The following is a 17,426-nucleotide window of genomic DNA, read 5'->3' as shown; positions in this document are numbered from 1 at the left end:
CTGTTTAATGATAGTGACCCGACTGAACGCGTGCGACTTCCTCATCCGTGAGGGAGTGCCATCGCGCTCTACGGTCTTGTCTTTCCGCTTCGCTGGTCTTGGGGATGAAGAGATTGCCTTCGGGCAGCGTGGCGCGCGCTTCCGCAAGGTCACTCCAGAGCAATCCGTCGCTGCCTGCCAGAAACGCGGTGCCCCGCAGGCTCGCGCGATCCTGATCCGCCATGCGCCGCACAGGAGCACCGCTGAGATCAGCCTGCAGCTGAAGCAGCGTATCGCTGGACGAAAGCCCCCCGCCTGCCACCACTTCCCGCACCGGAACGCCAGCCACTTCAGAGCTTGCCTCTGCGCAGGAAACAACCGAATGGGCAATGCCCTCCAGAATGGCATGAGCAAGATGCGCCCGGCTGTGGGCCATCGAAAGCCCGGTCAGCGATGCCCGGCCATCCGGTACGATGTTCGGCTGGCGCAAACCCGTCAGGGTCGGCATGAAGAAAAGGCCGTTGGAAGACGGTACTGTCGCAGCCAGTTCGCTGATTTCCCTGGCATTCTCGAACCAGCGCATTTCATTGCAGAGCCAGTTGAGCGCTGAGCCGGTTGTGGCGGCATAGGTCTCGACCGCGAAATGCGAGAGGTTCTCGCTCCGCCAGGCCGTCATGGTGAAAGTTGCCTCGTAGAGGCCGGGATTTTTCGGCGTCTGCTTTCCAATCACCAGATCGACGAAGCTTCCCGTGCCATGCACGCACATGGCCTGACCCGCATCGTGACAGCCAAGGCCGACCAGGCCGCCGAGCTGATCACCGCAGGACGCCTTGATCGGCACGCGGATACCCAGAATGTCCTGCCGCGTAAAACCGAAATCATCGGCGTCCTGTTTCAGCTCGGGCAACAGTTCCAGCGGAAAATCCTGCGCTTCCACCCAATCGGTGAAATAGCGATGTTCACCAAGAATATAGGCACCGGCAGAGGTCGCATTGGTCGGCGTCGTGACGGCTTTGCGTTCTTCGGACAGGTTCCACAGCAGCCAGCTGTCGACCGTGCCAAAGGCAAGTCTTTTCGCTTTCCACGCCTCGCGCACAGCAGGTGTTTCCTGCATATGGCGCGCCGCCCACAGATAGATCGCCCGTCCGCCAACCGGACGCCCGGCAAGCGACACGAGTTTCGCGTCCCATATGGCGCCGAGCGGCTTCAGCTCTTCGGCATAGCGCGAATCCTGCCACACCATGGCCGGAACCAGCGCGCGGCCGGTTTCCGTATCCCACAGAACACCGGTTGCGCGTTGCGTGGCAATTGCCATTGCGGCGATCTCTACGCCCACATCCCGCGCTGCGGCAATCGTCTTGCCGCATACTTCGATGGTCTTTTGCAAAAGAACATCGGCGTCCTGTTCCACCACGTTATGACGCGGCGAAGATACGGTAAGCGTCGTGTAATTGACGGCGGAGACCGAACCGTCGGCCGCGACAAGCGCGGCCCTGGTTCCGGACGTTCCTTCATCGATTGCCAGAATGGCCTGTCTGCGTCCGTTCACATTATCCTCCGTTATTACCGGTCACCTTCGAACTGCGGCGCATTCGGCTCGTCATCCGGGCTGATCTTGGTGCGTGTCGGATCCCACTGAATGATCGAGCAGATGATGCAGGCAATCAGTGGAACGACCGACAGGATCAGGAATGTCGTGCCGAGACCGTAGGTCTCTCGGAAGATCGGAAAGACCAGCAGGCCAAGAGCCGCACCCATGGCGCCGAGCGCACCGATGACACCGTTGGCGCCAGCACGCAGTTCGCTGCGGAACGAGAGTGACGACAGGCTCTTGCCGTTCGCACCGGGACCGCCGGAATGGAACAGGATGAACAGCGACGGCACGATCACCGCAAGCCAGGTCGGCATGGTGTCATGGAACAGGCCCATGATCAGCAGCATGACAAAGACTGCACCGAAGCCGATGGCGGAAGCCTTGCGCAAGCCGAGTACGCGTCCGATGACTGGCGAAGAGAAGCCACCGATGATGCCAAACACGTTGAACACCAGCGTGCCCATCATGGCGTAGAGGAAGTCCTTGCCGAACAGCGCCGCACTGATAAGCGGCAGATACCAGCCCACGGCAAAATACTGGATCGACTGTCCGATCTGGACGGTTGCAGCAAGAATCGTGCGCGGCAGATAGATGCCACGGAAAATCAGGGCAACATTGGCGATGCCGCGACGGGCCTGGTTGAGAACCGGCAAACGGTCTTCAGGCAGGGCGGCAACAAAATCGCGGTGATAGATGCGGGTCATCGCACGGGCAGCGTCCTCCAGCCGCTCTTTGCGGGCGAGCCAGATCGGGCTTTCAACCATGAATACCGCCTGAAGAATCATGATGGCGAAGGCGAACACACCCGTTGCGGCAACAGAATAGCGCCAGATCGAGTCACCCACATCCCAGCTGTAGAACAGCATGGCCAGAAGCACGTTTGTACAAACGGCGGTGTACCAGATGCCCTGCCACGTATTGAGGCGGCTGCGCAGGCGCGCAGGCGTAAACTCGGCAAGTACGGCCATGGCGATAGCAAAATCGATACCGTAGGCAGCGCCCACGAAGAAACGCCCCATGAGGATGACTTCATAGGAGTGGGCCGTCATCACCAGCACTGCACCGATGAGCGCAATGAGCTTTGCGAAGATCAGCGGGCGCATACGGCCCCAGCGGTCGGCGATCCAGCCGCCGATTGGATTGAATGCGATCGATACCCACGAGGCGAAAGACGTCATAAGCGCAACCTGCGCCGCATCCAGCCCCAGATCCCGTGTCATAGGCCCAAGCCCTGCGCTCAGCGCCGAATTGGCGAAGGCATCAAGAAACAGGCCGCCGAGGGCAAGCCACCAGATGATACCGGCGCGACCTCGAATACCGTCATTCGCATCAATGTAGGAAATAATATCCGGTACGCCCCTCAGGGCTATCTTGCTTCCGTGCATTACGGCGTCCTCCCAACGTCGTTAAGACATCTGCAAGAGGACTTATCCGGATTCCAGACGCAATAAGACCATCCTTGCAGATGGTCTTAAATCTTCAGTCTGCATTTATGGTTATAGCCAGTTTTTAAGAGGAGTCAATGCGCTGCTTTTATCGCTGACCACCATGGCTCAATAGAATTATTCGACAATTTTCTCGACTTTGCATTGTGTCGAAACGCGCGGGACGCAACTAGTTTAGTTCACAGAATGAATGGCTTCCACCTCGCACTGCCATCCTCATTATATAATTGCCAATCGGCAATCTTCGGCCTTTAACGACTGGAATGGGTAGATGGCCGGCCCCTCCTTGCCCCTCAGTAGACGCTTCTTCGACTGTGATGGACTGTTACAAAAACTAAAAACTGTACTTGCTTACAAAACGAAATCGTAAGCGGACCGCCACCTTTCAGGACTTCGTGAAGTTCAATCCAATGACCGATATGAGGGCGCAAAGCGGTTCGGCAGCTTTGAGGTTACCGAAGCTGCGTTCAGGGGAAGAATATAGACCTTCGACGAGATTACCTGCCTCGGGTATCCTCCGGCAAAATTAGGCTGAAATAGGTTGTTTCAAGCGCCAATGACAGTTCGTATATCGTTATGATTGTTGGGTTGTACTGTCCCCGTTCAAGGCTACTCAAATACTGCTGGCTGAAGCCCGAACCCTCCGCCACTTGTTCCTGTGTCAGGCCTTTTTCTATTCGTATCCAGGTAAGATTATCGCCAACAATTTTCCGCACAGAAGTGGCTCGGTTTGTCTGAACAGTTTCGGGCGTTTCGATAAGTGGATTTCCGCCCCGATTATGCCGCCACCATCATTGGTGTCAGTGCATTGAAGTAAGCCTGATCCGGCGTCTGCCGGTCAGGCGATGAATGTGGGCATCGGCTATTGTAAAAGTTCAGATACCGGCCGATGTCAGCGCGAGCCTCGCACACGGTCTTGTAAGCATGCAGATATCCGCGCTCAAGTCAGACTTGATGGTGCTTCTCCGACCTCCGAAGCTGAACTAGCCGTCATATCCGAAAGCATCGAAATCAAAGTACTTATCGTTGATTTCCTTATATTTTCCGTTGATCCGGATTTCCTTGATCGCTTCGTTGAACTTTGAAACCAGTTCCGGGCGTCCTTTTTTGATAGCAGCTCCAACACCGGCGCCATGATATTGTGCCACCGGCGGATAGGTGCCGATCATCTTGCAGCATGCGCCCTCGGGTGTTTTGAGCCACTCTGCCAGCGACACGCTGTCATCATTAATGGCATCAAGACGACCGTTCACCAGGTCTAGCTTGAATTCCTGAGAGGTCGGATAGGCTTTTACTGTGCTGTCTGTAAAGTAAGCCTCTGCATAGTTCGCATGGGTCGTTGAGCCTTGCACACCGACAGTCTTGCCAGCAAGGTCGTCCTTGGTGACGCCCTTGATGTCAGAATCCTTCAATGCCACCATTCCCGGAGGAGGGTTGAAGTACTTATTGGAGAAATCAACCTGCTTCTTGCGTTCCTCGGTTATCGACATGGAAGCGATAAACGCATCAAACTTTCCGGATTGGATAGCAGGGATAGCACCATCCCAATCCTGAGCGACAATTTCACATTGCGCCTTCATCTGATCGCAGAGCGCCTTGGCGATTTCAACCTCGAAACCGGCAAGCGTTCCATCTGCCAATTGATAATTCATCGGTGGATTGGCACCTTCGGTGCCAATGATGAGCTTCAAGGGCTCTTCGCCATGGGCAATGCCTGCTCCTAACGAGAGCGCCATCGCGATTATTGATGGTGTGAGCGCTGCTGTTTTCAAATATTTCATGGTTTCCTCCCATTTTGTTTGAAATTGAAATAGGTCTTCGAAAGAATACTATTTGTTGTTTTTTAAATTGCCCGGTTGAAAGTATTCGATAGAATATTGTGCATACAGGGCTGCGCCCCTGAAAAGAACATCTTCATCGATATTGAATTTCGGATGGTGGTGGGGATAGACAGCGTCGATCTCTTCGTTTCGTACGCCGATGAATGCAAAGACACCGGGATAGACTTTAAGGAAATCGGCAAAGTTTTCTGAGGCCATTACCGTGTTGAAACTCGTGCAGTCTTTTTCCAGACCGAGAGACTGAATGGCGCGACGGGCAATGTTGCTGCATGCTGGATCATTAGTGACTGCTGAAACACCGCCGCTGAATCTGATTTCTGCTCGGGTGCGATAGGCATCGGCCGTACTTGTTACTGTCCGCTTCAGCGCTTCTTCGAGATAATTCATTGTCTCAGAGCGCGTCGCCCGCATCGTGCCAGAGACGCTGACCCTATCCGGAATGACGTTATCTGCATTGCCGCCGCTGATACTTCCAAAAGTCAGCGCGACGGGCTCCGTAGGATCGAATTCACGGCTGACGAGTGCAGCGCAATTCATAATGATCGCTGCAGTTGCGATGATGGGGTCGATACCTCTGTTGGGGTAAGCGCCGTGCGTGCCCACACCATGGATCGTGAGATCGATTGATTGTCCGGCAGCCATTCGAGGGCCTGATTCAATGGAGATTTTGCCGGTCTCCAGCTCCGACCAGAGATGAATGCCCAATACGCTTTCAACGGGGTGCCTTGCGAGTTCTTTCAGAATGTCTTCTGTTCCCTCGCCAACTTCTTCGGCTTGTTGAAAGCATAGCTTGACTGTTCCATGGAGCTGGTCGCGAGATTTCACGAGAATACGCGCCGCGCCCAGCAGCATGGCGACATGTCCATCATGGCCGCAGGCATGCATGACGCGAGCCGTGCCGGACCTGTACTCCAGGTGAGGATTGTCTTCTTCGATTGGCAAAGCATCCATGTCGGCGCGCAAGGCGATAACCCGTTCGCTTTGCGATCCGGCAATTGTTGCCACAATCCCAAATTCGCCGACTAAAATATAGGGGACGCCTATTGCATCAAGTTCTGCCCTGATACGTGCAGAAGTGCGTCGCTCATTCAGGGAAAGCTCAGGGTATTTATGAAATTCCCTGCGCAATTCGCGCATATAGTTTTGCTCACTTCGAGCCAGTTCCAACGTTTTCAGTTCCGCCCCCGCATTACTTGTCGTCCCGTCACCTTTCGATGATCCTGCCTACGAACAGCCAGTACAGGTCCAGAACCTCCGTGAGGGATCAGGTGCAATCAGTCGAACATCCGATTGCGACTTGCCCACTTTCTTTTCCGTCCTGCGTCTTGCTCTGTTCCCGCTTGACCGTCGAGGCTGTCATATCTCCCGCCGCACTTCATCCGGTAAAATGCCGTCTTGGCAGGCACCATGCCTAAATCTGCCGTCATATTGTCGGCGGCGGCTATCCATGAATGAGCCGACGGTTTTGTGTGGGTCAGGTCTGTTGATAATGGCTAATATTGATCGATTGACAAAACTGCTGGCGCCACAGCAATCTGGTGTGGGGAATCGCTCGGGGGACACGTGACTATGCTCAATAACGGGTCTGTATCAGTCGGGCGGCTGCATTCATCATGACGCTCGATCCAGTATTTCACCTGCGCCCAAAGAATACTGACGCTGCACCTCTTTGTGTCGTGGAGCGAAATTCCTGTTTCCAGGGCGCTGTACATATTTCCGGATTTGTTATCGCGGCAAACAGCAAAGTGCTTGGTTTGAATCTCAAACTGCCGGACGGGCGTGAACTGGTAATCTCACAGCACAGCCTGCCAAGCCCGGACCTGAGCCGTGTCTATGGGCGCTTGGCGGCAGCATGTCGTTTCAATGAGCGCATCTTTACCGGCCTCGAAACAGCTCAAATGCTGGATGCAACGATAGAAGTTTGCTTGGCTGATGGGTCCAGATTGGAACAGCCGCTTTCCGCAGCGGATCCGCATGACCCTGTTCTGGTGCTGGTCAACCGTTTCTTCGATGAGGTTCATCAGTGCTCAAACGGGCATATGCTCGAAATTGGCTCTCGCAATCGAACTGGCGCCATGTGGCGTGAACGTCTGCCTGCCGCCTGGCAATATACCGGTTTTGATATTCTGGAAGGCGAGAATGTCGACGTCGTCGGCGATGCTCACGAAGCGAGCAGTTTTCTGCCCAGAAATCAATTCGACGCCGTCATGTCATTTGCGGTGTTTGAACACCTGCTGATGCCGTGGAAAGCAGTCATCGAAATGAACCGGGTGATGAAGCCGGGAGCGATTGGCATCATACTCGCACCACAGACCTGGCCGCTGCATGAGGAGCCTTGCGATTACTTCCGCTTCTCGCGCCATTCATGGAAAGCGCTGCTCAATCGCGCAACGGGCTTTGAAATAATCAAAGCCGTTGATGGTTGTGACGCCTATATCGTAGCGAAAGTCCACAATCTGGCGACAAGCTTCGGCGAGTTCTATACCGGGGCCTTGATGTCAGCGGTCTTTTTCAGGAAGACAGGCGAAACGAACCTTGACTGGCCTGTTTCACTTTCCTCTCTCGGCGATGATCTTTACCCGATGTGATGCGATTTTCAGACAAAGATGCGTGTTAAAAAAAGTGTTAGAGCGCCGATCTGATCCAGTCAGATCGGCGCTCTAATGCAATGTTTTTTAGAGCTCAGTCTAAGCAGACGCTTTGGAGCGCGAAGCCAGGATGGACAGAGATGGTCCATGTTCGGCATCGGGCTTATCGTGCGCGGTAATAATCTCGTCAAAGCCGAGCTGGGCCAGAAGCCAGAGCAAATCTTCCCGGTTGATCCAGCGTGGTTCCGCCTCCATGCCGCCGCAAAAGGTCTTTTCCTTTTGTTCCAGATAGGGCCGCTTGTGGAGCTTGATCAGTCGTCCATTCCAGTCGCGCAATTCCGGATCGCCGAGGGCATCCAGGCGCGGATCACCGGGACGCATGGCATCCGGATCGACAACATGCGTCCAGAGATATAGCCGATCAGTACGGCTGGAAAGAAGCTCGAGCGTACGGATCGGGTCCGACATGTGATACAGCACGCCGCTGGCGACGATCAGCGGCCATTGCGTTTCCTCTCTTTCCAGATAGGGGAGGAAATTACCCAGCTGGAAAGATGCGCCGTGCAGTTGCAGAACTTCTTTCGTTACCAGACAGCGAAGATAAGAATCCCGTTTTGCCTCAATAGCCGTAACGGATGCAGCACCTTCTGAAAGCAAGGTTGCAGTATGGGCACCTTCCAGGGGCCCCAGTTCGAGGACGTCTTTTCCTTTGAACCAATCCTTCAACTGTGCGGTGAGCCAGAGAATTCTCGGGTCCGCAAACAGGGCATTGGTGCCCGCCTGCAGGCCTGTCTCTGAAGGAAAGGCCGATACCCAGCCACCCTTGAATATGTCCATGGCATTCTGTGCCGACGGTGCTGCGCTTTCATAGCCCGGCGCAATGCCAATTTGCGGGGGAGTTGCCGCTGCCGACGAAGGTTCCTCCGGGCCTGCTTCCTTGATCGCATTCAGTGCAAGGGTAAGTCTGTCCGGCTGCGTCGTTACAGATGGATTGCGGCTCATCACCACATAGAATTCGCAGCCGAAACTTGGGTGAAACAGCTCTTCCTTGAGACCCAGAACGCCAGCATTGTACAAATCCTGCATGGCGAGACGGAAACTTGAGGGTGTGAAAACCCAGGCGTGGCAGTCGACGTATTCGTCATTCTTGCTCGTCGCGCTCGCGTAGCCGGACGATGGTGTGCCGGCAAAAGCGAAATCGCCCTTATGCCCTTCCATCCAGACCTGTATGCCGCCGCGGGTTGCATTGGAGGCATGGTGATCGAAGAGGACAGCTGTTCCATGTCTCTTTTGTTCCGCGAGGTAGGCAGCCAGCATATGACCTGCTGTGGTGCTCGGACGCAGATAATCAAAAGTATAACGTCGGTCCGGCACGAGAAGATAAACCTTGCCGCCGGGCTTGAGCGCACGCTCACAACGCTGAAGGAAATGAATGGGGTCTGTCAGATGCTCGAAAACATGGCTGGCAACGATGAAGTCAAACCCATCCCCGGTCAGATCCAGCTCGCTGAACTCGCCGCCATCGTCAATTGCATCGACGGTTTCCAGCCTGGAAGTGTCGACACCCATACTATTATACTTGAGACGCAAGGATTGCGTGTCGGTATGGTCTATGACGAGCGTCCTGAAGCCGTCTCTCTTTGGTAAAATCGGAGCATAAGATGCACCTATTTCTATGCCGCGAGAGTTTTTTCCCACTTCATTTCTGATCAGCTCCCGGAAATCCATGAATAGCCTGCCCCCTTTATTATATCTTCTCTGAATATCGCATCCGAGCCATTTATTTTAGCGAGGCCCAGTGTTATTCACAAAGAAATTGAGCCGGGGGGGCAGGAATGCGCATTGGAAAAGCAATGAACTGGTTGGCTGTGCGCGCTTATATACGTAGCGCCAAGCTTGTTCAGGCGCCGCATATTTTCATGGAAAGAACGCCGCGATTTCTATCGGATGAAACAACACGCCAGCCGAACGGCGATCTCTATGCAATCGTCGTCAAGTATAACAAGTTTGGTGTTACGCCCGATTTTCTGCATCTCCTGAATGAACTGCGTCATCAGAACATCAATCCCATTGTTGTTTGCAATGGCAGACTGTCGCAACCGGAGCATGACGCAATCAAAGCCGTGGCCCAACGCGTTCTCGTCCGCCAGAATATCGGCCGCGATTTTGGCGCCTATCGCGCAGCTACATTGCTTCTTGGTGCTGAAGGGCTGCAACTCCGGCGACTGCTCTATTTCAACGACAGCATCATGTATGTTCCCGGTGCTGGTCTTCGAAACATGATCGCATCGCTTGCCGATAGTGCGTATGATGTCGTCGGCACGAACGAAAATCACGAATTCATCCACCACGTTGGCAGCTATGCCTTCAGCGTTTCCGGTAAAGTATTCAACGATGCTGCAGTACGGCGTTTCTGGTCGCGATATCGCCCATACGATATCAGACCTCATGCCATCAGAAAGGGTGAGGTGGCTCTGTCAGAATGCTTCGTGCGCTGCGGTTACAACATCGATGTGCTGTACTCCACTGACAAGCTGGCCCTCAAACTCGACAAAATGGCGATGCCGGATATCGTATCCAATCTTCGCTATCTGCCAAATGGTGCTTTTCGCAGCTATGAACTTGAGCCGCTTCTGGCTGGCGCGATCTATACCGGTAAAATGCTTTCCAAACGTTCCGGTAAGCGGAACGCGAAGCCTGCGGCTATCGATGAGATGAACCTGACGCCAACCATCAGCCAATATTCAAAGACGATGAAGGGGCGCGCTCAGACATCGCCCGCTGACGACCGAGGCTGGCTTGTCGGCGAACAGGTGAGGCGAGAGGTCCTGGTCAATCACATGATGGGGATCGTCATGAATGGCAGTCAGGTTCACTATGGTTTTGGGCTGTTTCACAGAACGATGGATAGTCCGCTGATCAAGCGTGATCTGCTTCTTCGCGGCCTTCTTTTCGAACATGATTGCGCGCGCATTCTGGACTATATGCCTGCTCAGCAGCGCGAGCCCATCATGCGCGAGTTGCTTAATCGGGGCCGTAGCGTCAATGTCGGTGGTTTCCGGCGCTTTAAGTTGCGCAACGGGTTGGTCTGAGCCTGATGTGGCAGGTGCCCAAAATTGGGGTGTTACCTGTCCGGTACTTGCGATTTTGAAATTTCATGGGGAATATGTTTTGTGTCTTCCCGTGATACAGCTAATCATCGACAGCAGTTTATTTGATACGGAAGAAGAAATTCAATCATTGCTATGAGGAGGTGAAAATCCATGACCTCGATAAAGCAGTATATGATTCAGTTTGCGTTGATGCTGGGCCTTTTCTCTCTGGGCTCTATTGATGTTTCCCGTGCACAATTTCTCGATGCTTTCAGAGCCCGAAATACAATAACAGCTGATGCCATTACCCGGACGCCGGTCGGAACCCGTGTGGTGCTCACCGGTTCGATCAAAAGCAATGTCAGGAGGGCTCAGTATGTTTTTCAGGATCGCACTGGACCAACGAGAGTTCGGATCGAAAGAGAAGTCTGGCGCGGAAGAGAAATAAACACCAAGAACAAAATTGAAATTCGGGGTCGTGTCGAAAACGACGTCAGGGGAAGGTTCATCGACGTATATTACTTCAAGATAGTCGAATAGTTGGTTTGAATAACTGATTCAATCGGGAGTTGCCATGTTTAGACTGGGTGGAAAATATCAGCATTTCATTCACGGTGACAGCTGCGGTTGTTCCAACCCCATGTTGCAACAGGTTTCCCGGCGTCTGGATCGCTTGTCGCGAAGACATTTTCTTGCAGGAGCGGCGGCGACAGCAGCGGCAACGATGATCGCGGATCGCTCTTTCGCACAGTCTCCAAAAATTCTCCTGACGCGGGCGCGGCTTTTCGACGGCAAGGCGGACACTCTGAAATCCGGTGTGCAGGTTCTGGTCGAGGGCAATCGCATCGCGGCTGTCGATACGACAAACAGTGCTCCGCCCGAAGGGGCAACGGTTATCGACTGCGGCGACCGCGTGCTGATGCCGGGTCTGATCGACGCGCACTGGCACGCCGTTTATGCGGCGGTGCCGCTGCCGGTGCTTCTGGAGGGAGATCTGGGTATAATTTTCGCAGCGTCTACGGCAGAAGCAGAACGCACGCTTCTGCGCGGCTTTACGACGGTGCGCGATATGGGCGGGCCGACTTTCTCGTTCAAGCGCGCGATTGATACGGGGATCATCTCCGGCCCGCGCATCTTTCCCGCAGGTGCGATGATAACGACGACCGGCGGTCATGGTGATCTGAGGCTGCCAACGGAAATTCCGCGCGACGGAGGCAAACTCAGCACTGGTGAATTGATGGGGGCTTCAGCAATCGTCGATGATGCAGGCAGCTTGAAGCTTCGTGTGCGCGAGCAGCTGTTGCAGGGCGCGTCCCAGATCAAGATCGTCGCAGGCGGCGGTGTGTCATCGCCGCGCAGTCCGCTCGACATGTCGACATTCAGTGAGGACGAAATTCGCGCGGCGGTCGATGTGGCAAAGGACTGGAACACCTATGTCACGGTCCATGCCTATGCGTCGAATACGGTCCAGCGGTCTATCAGAGCTGGTGTTGCATGTGTTGAACATGCGCATCTGATGGATGAGGAAACCGCGCGCATGTTTGCGGAAAAGAATGTCTGGTTGAGCATGCAGCCTTTCCTGACGATGGAGGATGCGGCGTCACAGACAGGGCCAGGCACCGAACGGATTCAGCAGCTTTTTGCAGGCACGCCAAGGATTTACGAATTCGCGCGCAAATACGGGATAAAGACTGCCTGGGGTTCAGACGTTCTGTTTTCACCCGCATTGACCCCGCGCCAGAATTTCATGCTGACCCATTTGAGCCAGTGGTATTCAAATGCGGAAGTGCTTCGTGCGGCTACATCGGTCAATGCGGAATTGCTCGCCCTTTCCAATCTGCGCAATCCATATCCCGGCAAGCTCGGCCTCGTAGAACCGGGCGCTTTCGCCGATCTTCTGGTTCTGAACGAAAATCCGCTCGATGATATTCACGTGCTTGAAAAGCCGGAACAGACGCTGGCGGTCGTCATGAAAGACGGTCAAATTCACAAGAATACCCTGAAATCATGAGTTGATTTCTTGGCTGGGGATGGGGAGGTTTTATGCTGAAGGCTGGCAATGCAACCCTGATCCTGATTGCAGGATGCGTCCTGATTGCATTGCTCCATTACGGCGGCGCGGTATTTGCACCGGTCGTTTTTGCATTGTTTATCATTATGCTCGTCTGGCCGGTCCAGCGCGGACTTTCATCGCTCATGTCGCGCTATCTTGCGTTGGTGATCACTTTTCTTCTGGTGGTTTTCCTTCTGCTCGGTTTTGGCTGGCTGCTCGCGTGGACAGTCGGGCAGGTCGGTCGCCGCATATTGATCGATGCAGTTCGGTATCAGCTCCTCTATGAGCAGCTTAAAATCTGGCTCGAGGGGCATGGTATTGCGGCTTCAGTACTGTGGTCGGAGAATTTCAGCGTAAGCTGGACTTTGCGGATGCTTCAATCGATAGGAAGCCGCCTCAACAATACATTCAGTTTCTGGCTCGTGGCTCTGGTCTATGTCTTGTTGGGGCTTGCCGAAACCGATGAGTTTCGCGCGCGGATCAAGCAGCTGAAAAATCAGGAGGCTGCAAATTCATTCCTGCGTGCCAGCCAGTCAGCCGCTACAAAAATCCGGTTTTATATGCTGCTTAGGGCTTTGATGAGCCTTGCGACTGGTTCGTTTGTCTGGCTTTTGACCCGTTTGATCGGTTTGCCATTTGCCGAAACCTGGGGATTTGTCGCGTTCATTCTGAACTTCATCCCTTTCCTCGGACCGCTGGTCGCCACGCTTTTTATTACAGCGTTTGCCTTCACACACTTTGCCAGCTGGCAATGGGTGCTCGCGGTCTTTGTCGGTTTGAACATCATACAATCTGTCATCGGAAGCGTGATCGAGCCTCGATTGACGGGAAAGACAATTTCCCTGTCACCGTTTGCAACGCTCTTTTCCGTATTCGCCTGGGGCTCGCTCTGGGGTGTCTTCGGAGCCTTTATCGGCGTGCCGATCACAATCGTCGCCCTGACTTTCTGCGCGCAATATTCCGCTACCAGCTGGTTTGCCGAAATATTCGGCTTTTCCCGCGAATAACGTTGAAAGCTTTACGATGGAAGAACCAGTAATCGGGTCTCAAGCGGGTGCCTTGACCTTTCAAGATGCAGCCTATGTAATATCTGGGAATGGGCATAATCAAAATGGGAAGGATATTTCTATGAGAATGATCCTGTACAGTGTCTTGACGATGGCCGTAATTGGCGCCACTGCGAGCGGGTGCACAACCGACGAAAGAAGAACAGCCGGCTATGGTGTTGGCGGTGCCGCGATTGGCGGGCTTGCCGGAGCTGCCATTGGAGGTGACACGCGTGGCGCGCTCACCGGCGCAGCCATCGGTGCAGCCGCAGGTACGCTCGTAGGCGTCGCACAGACCCGTAATGGCGTTCAGTACTGCCGCTATCGCGATCAGCACGGCCGTATTTACGAAGCACGTTGCCGCTAGAGCATGTCTCCCGCAAGCGGGAGCCGGTTTTGGAATAGAGACTTGCGGTCCTGATACGGCTGTGCCGCATCTATGCATTGGATATCTGGAGCGTCTCTCGATCTGATTGTATCAGATAGGCGCTCCAAAAGTTTGTTTTCATGACATTTTCCCGAACCTGTTCATCCGCTTCGGGACTTTTTATGCCTGTCGCCAATCATGAAACCGGCGAACAGGTTCGGCTTGTGAGTTGTGGTTCTTTGTTACTTTGGAGGGGACATGAAGCTGCATTCGATCGGGGCTATTCTTGCATTCACTGCCATTTTTACGATTGGAACCGTTGCCGAGACGGTTCCGGCTTTCAGCCAGAGCTATTCGGTTACCGTGGGCGTGCGGATCAACAACGGACACAGGATACGGTGTTCCGAAGGTGTCCGATTGTTGAGAATGCGCGGTTTCCGCAATGTTCGCGCACTCGATTGCCGCGGGAGTCATTTTGTGTATCGGGCTGATCGGTCTCGTAGAACTTACGATGTAACGGTTCGGGCCAGAGACGGCAGAATTACCAATGTCCGCACGGTGAGATGGCGTCGCTGATCCATGAGATGTCTTCATTTCAGGCTTGTCGAGGAAAAGGAGCACGGTTGTGTCAGAACTGGTTGTTATTGGATTTGATACGGTAGGAGAGGCGGATGCTGTTCTTTTGAAGCTCAATCAGCTTCAGAAGGAATATCTCGTCGATCTTGAGGACGCCGTGATTGTCGTCAGGGATGAACAGGGCAAGGTTCATCTCAAGCAGAAATATAATCTGCCCGCCATGGGCGCTGGATCGGGGCTGCTTTCCGGAGCGATCTGGGGCGGACTGGTAGGGCTTATTTTCCTCAATCCGCTTGCCGGCATGGCGCTTGGTGGCGCTGTAGGGGCAGGCGCCGGAGCTTTGTCGGGCTCGCTCGCCGATTACGGCATCGATGACAAGTTCATCGTGTCTCTTGGCGAAACCATCCCGGAGAACTCGTCCGCCTTGTTCGTTCTCCTGCGCAAAATCCAGTGGGATAGGGTCATGGCCGATTTCCCTGACCTGCGCGGCAGGGTCCTGAAAACGTCCTTGTCTCTAGAACAGGAAAAGCGCCTCAAGGAAGCACTCGAGGGAGCGTTGCCGACAACCTCATAAATGCGGTGTTGCCCAGAAACCGGCGATGCGACACCATCGCGACAACGTGGCCGTTTTGCCTCGATTATCGAGCGAGGGCATGATTTGAAGCAGATTTTCATCCTCGCATTTGTTCTGCTTGTCGCAGTGGGATGCGCCGGAAACAGGGCTGTCACTGGTCTGGGAATGGATGTGTCTGACCAGACCCTTTCCAAAGTGGTGGTTCCGTTTACGGTTGCGACCGTACGCGAGCGAATAGACGATCCCAGTATCGCCTATTCGCGCGACAGGTCTCAAGTACTGAACTTCTCGACGATTGACGTGCATATTCCCGAAATGCACCGTCCCGGAAATGTCGAGACCGCATCGGGCAAACCTGATCCCCGAAGGAATTTCATAGCCTCAAACTATGCATCGTTGCCTGATCGACAAGCCATGATCCGGGAGTTGAACCGGCGTCTTGCAAGCCGACCGGCGGCACAGCGTGAGATATTCGTTTTCGTCCACGGCTATAACAACAACTTTGCCGAGGGACTTTTCCGCAATGCGCAGATTGTCCACGACTATGATGTCTCTTCGGTGCCTGTTCATTTTTCATGGGCGTCCGCTGCGGCGTTTACGCGATATCTCTATGATCGCGACAGTGCGATCATCGCGCGTAGGGGACTGGCTGAAACACTCGAAATTGCAGCACAGACAAAAGCCAACGGCATCGTCATTGTTGGTCATTCGATGGGCGCTGTCGTCGTTATGGAAGCCTTGCGCACACTGTCTGTAGATAAACGCCTTAACGTATTGAAACGCATCAAGGGTGTGCTGCTTGCGGCTCCCGATCTCGATCCCGATCTTTTCCGCAGCCAGATTGATGATATCGACTATTTGCCTCAGCCTTTCACGATTGTCGTATCCCGGCGTGATCGGGCTCTCGATATCTCGCGCAGACTGGCAGGTGGGGCGCCGCGGGTCGGTAGCGGCTTTGATATAGCTTTCCTGCAGAACAAGAATATTCAGGTTCTTGATATTTCTCAGGTTGATAGCGGTGGTCATAGTCTGTTTGCCAGCTCGAACACGCTGATCAAGTTTCTGGGTTCGGGCTATCTGCTGCGCCGACTTATTACAGATGAGTATGCAGGCATGGATGATACTTTCATCGCCGCCGGGCAGGGTACATTCGAACAGGCCTCGCTGGCCCTTCATCTGCCTGCACGTGTGATCGATCGCCTGGGTGCGCGTTAGGGCCACCACACTGTGACAGTGGACCCTCAATGATAAACTAGGTTAAGCTTCTTGTGCGGCTCATGACTGAACAAGTTGATGGTGCGTCACTCAAGTCTATAATTGAACTTGTCTATAGTGATCCAGCGAGTTAATCTGCCTGAATATTTCATCCTGCCTTGGTTTTATTGTTCGGTATCGATAACGCATCGTAGTTCCCTGAGAACATAGAGGTGGCAATCGTCGATGAGCACGGGTTGGCATGCCGAGCTTGAACTGCGGTTCGAGCATAATCGCGAAGTGACGCGGCTCATGCGGCGACGCCATGTGGGGCCACTTGCGGTGCAACAACCATTCTATCCTGAAAAGGATGGCAGTGCGCACGTCTATCTTCTTCATCCACCGGGTGGCGTGGCTGGTGACGATGTCCTTGATATTTCTTGTTTTTTAGGACGTGGCGCCAGAGCCGTTCTAACGACGCCCGGCGCTACCAAATTCTATCGCAGCGAGAGGGGCCAGAGTACCCAGACGACCAGGATCGATGTGGGTGAGGGCGGCATATGCGAATATCTCCCGCAGGAAACAATCGTTTTTGATGGCGCAAAGGCTTCCATAGGCACGAAAGTATTCCTGAGTGGAGATGCGGTCTATCTGGGGTGGGACATTATCAGTCTTGGACGGCCGGCCTGTCAGGAAAGTTTTGACACTGGCGAAGTCCGTCAAAGGATCGAAATATTCAGGGATGGCAAGCCGATCTGGTTCGAACAGTTTCGCCTTCATGGCGCCGACCCGGCGCTGAATGCCGCTTTTGCCTTCTGCGCAAAACCGATTGTCGCGACGATGGTTTATGCCGGTCCGGCAGATGAAAGCGCGCTTCACGCTATTCGCGAAGCCGTCGGCGATGCAGCCAGAAATCTGTTCTCGGTGTCGCGGCTCGAGCGGGTGATCGTCTGTCGCTATCTCGGCGGGCGCATGTCGGAAGCCAAGACACTGTTTCGAAAAGCCTGGGAAGTTCTGCGCGAAACCGGACTGGGGAAACCGGCAGCTGCGCCACGCATCTGGGCAACATAACTCACT

15 protein-coding genes and 1 pseudogene are annotated in these 17,426 nt (G+C 54.1%); 9 read left to right on the top strand and 7 right to left on the bottom strand.

All coding sequences use genetic code 11. From position 1 onward, the window contains the following. Positions 1–4: 4 nt before the first annotated feature. The 6 genes and pseudogenes from OANT_RS12765 to OANT_RS12750 form a co-directional block, all read right to left on the bottom strand. Positions 5–1,528: an FGGY-family carbohydrate kinase gene (locus OANT_RS12765; protein WP_012092290.1), complete on the bottom strand. Its 1,524-nt coding sequence runs from the start codon at positions 1,526–1,528 to the stop codon at positions 5–7. 14 nt (positions 1,529–1,542) lie between these two features. Next, entirely contained in the window at positions 1,543–2,958 is a 1,416-nt protein-coding gene (locus OANT_RS12760; protein WP_012092289.1) for an MFS transporter, read from the bottom strand. 557 nt (positions 2,959–3,515) lie between these two features. Further along, the gene (locus OANT_RS25700) at positions 3,516–3,668 is read right to left on the bottom strand and encodes a helix-turn-helix transcriptional regulator (protein ID WP_343212516.1); all 153 of its coding nucleotides are present in this window, start codon (positions 3,666–3,668) and stop codon (positions 3,516–3,518) included. A gap of 127 nt (positions 3,669–3,795) precedes the next feature. Beyond that, positions 3,796–3,960 (bottom strand): annotated as a pseudogene (locus OANT_RS25695) (IS3 family transposase); the annotation flags it as partial. Between the two features lie 41 nt (positions 3,961–4,001). After that, positions 4,002–4,799, bottom strand: coding sequence for a transporter substrate-binding domain-containing protein (locus OANT_RS12755; protein WP_012092287.1), 798 nt, complete (start codon positions 4,797–4,799; stop codon positions 4,002–4,004). A gap of 48 nt (positions 4,800–4,847) precedes the next feature. Continuing rightward, positions 4,848–5,996 carry a M20 metallopeptidase family protein gene (locus OANT_RS12750; RefSeq protein ID WP_012092286.1) on the bottom strand — a complete coding sequence of 383 codons (1,149 nt, stop codon included), beginning with the start codon at positions 5,994–5,996 and terminating at the stop codon, positions 4,848–4,850. A gap of 608 nt (positions 5,997–6,604) precedes the next feature. Between OANT_RS12750 and OANT_RS12745 the strand changes: the two genes are divergently transcribed. Beyond that, positions 6,605–7,447: a methyltransferase domain-containing protein gene (locus OANT_RS12745; RefSeq protein ID WP_231771371.1), complete on the top strand. Its 843-nt coding sequence runs from the start codon at positions 6,605–6,607 to the stop codon at positions 7,445–7,447. Between the two features lie 99 nt (positions 7,448–7,546). Here the strand turns inward: OANT_RS12745 and OANT_RS12740 are convergent, their stop codons facing one another. Then, positions 7,547–9,175, bottom strand: a complete 1,629-nt coding sequence (locus tag OANT_RS12740; RefSeq protein WP_012092284.1) for a methyltransferase domain-containing protein — start codon at positions 9,173–9,175, stop codon at positions 7,547–7,549. 125 nt (positions 9,176–9,300) lie between these two features. On the opposite strand from OANT_RS12740, the gene OANT_RS12735 reads away from it, so the two are divergent. From OANT_RS12735 to OANT_RS12700, 8 genes are all read left to right on the top strand, one after another. Then, entirely contained in the window at positions 9,301–10,539 is a 1,239-nt protein-coding gene (locus tag OANT_RS12735; protein WP_115179268.1) for a rhamnan synthesis F family protein, read from the top strand. A 171-nt stretch (positions 10,540–10,710) separates the two neighbouring features. After that, positions 10,711–11,079, top strand: coding sequence for a YgiW/YdeI family stress tolerance OB fold protein (locus OANT_RS12730; protein ID WP_012092282.1), 369 nt, complete (start codon positions 10,711–10,713; stop codon positions 11,077–11,079). A gap of 34 nt (positions 11,080–11,113) precedes the next feature. After that, a complete protein-coding gene (locus OANT_RS12725) occupies positions 11,114–12,550 on the top strand; it encodes a metal-dependent hydrolase family protein (protein WP_012092281.1) in 1,437 nt (478 codons plus the stop codon). Between the two features lie 32 nt (positions 12,551–12,582). Beyond that, positions 12,583–13,599, top strand: a complete 1,017-nt coding sequence (locus OANT_RS12720) for an AI-2E family transporter (RefSeq protein WP_012092280.1) — start codon at positions 12,583–12,585, stop codon at positions 13,597–13,599. Positions 13,600–13,720: 121 nt separating this feature from the next. Beyond that, positions 13,721–14,005 (top strand): YMGG-like glycine zipper-containing protein, encoded by a 285-nt coding sequence (locus tag OANT_RS12715; protein WP_012092279.1) that lies wholly within the window; start codon positions 13,721–13,723, stop codon positions 14,003–14,005. A gap of 625 nt (positions 14,006–14,630) precedes the next feature. Further along, positions 14,631–15,155, top strand: a complete 525-nt coding sequence (locus OANT_RS12710; protein WP_010661149.1) for a DUF1269 domain-containing protein — start codon at positions 14,631–14,633, stop codon at positions 15,153–15,155. An 84-nt stretch (positions 15,156–15,239) separates the two neighbouring features. Next, positions 15,240–16,370: an alpha/beta hydrolase gene (locus OANT_RS12705; protein ID WP_041545355.1), complete on the top strand. Its 1,131-nt coding sequence runs from the start codon at positions 15,240–15,242 to the stop codon at positions 16,368–16,370. 225 nt (positions 16,371–16,595) lie between these two features. Continuing rightward, a complete protein-coding gene (locus OANT_RS12700; protein WP_012092276.1) occupies positions 16,596–17,420 on the top strand; it encodes an urease accessory protein UreD in 825 nt (274 codons plus the stop codon). The last annotated feature ends 6 nt before the right edge of the window (positions 17,421–17,426 follow it).

It is taken from the genome of Brucella anthropi ATCC 49188, assembly GCF_000017405.1.
Taxonomy (GTDB): domain Bacteria; phylum Pseudomonadota; class Alphaproteobacteria; order Rhizobiales; family Rhizobiaceae; genus Brucella; species Brucella anthropi.
The sequence above is the reverse complement of the archived record's forward strand: the minus strand, read 5'-3'. Positions and strand labels throughout refer to the sequence as shown.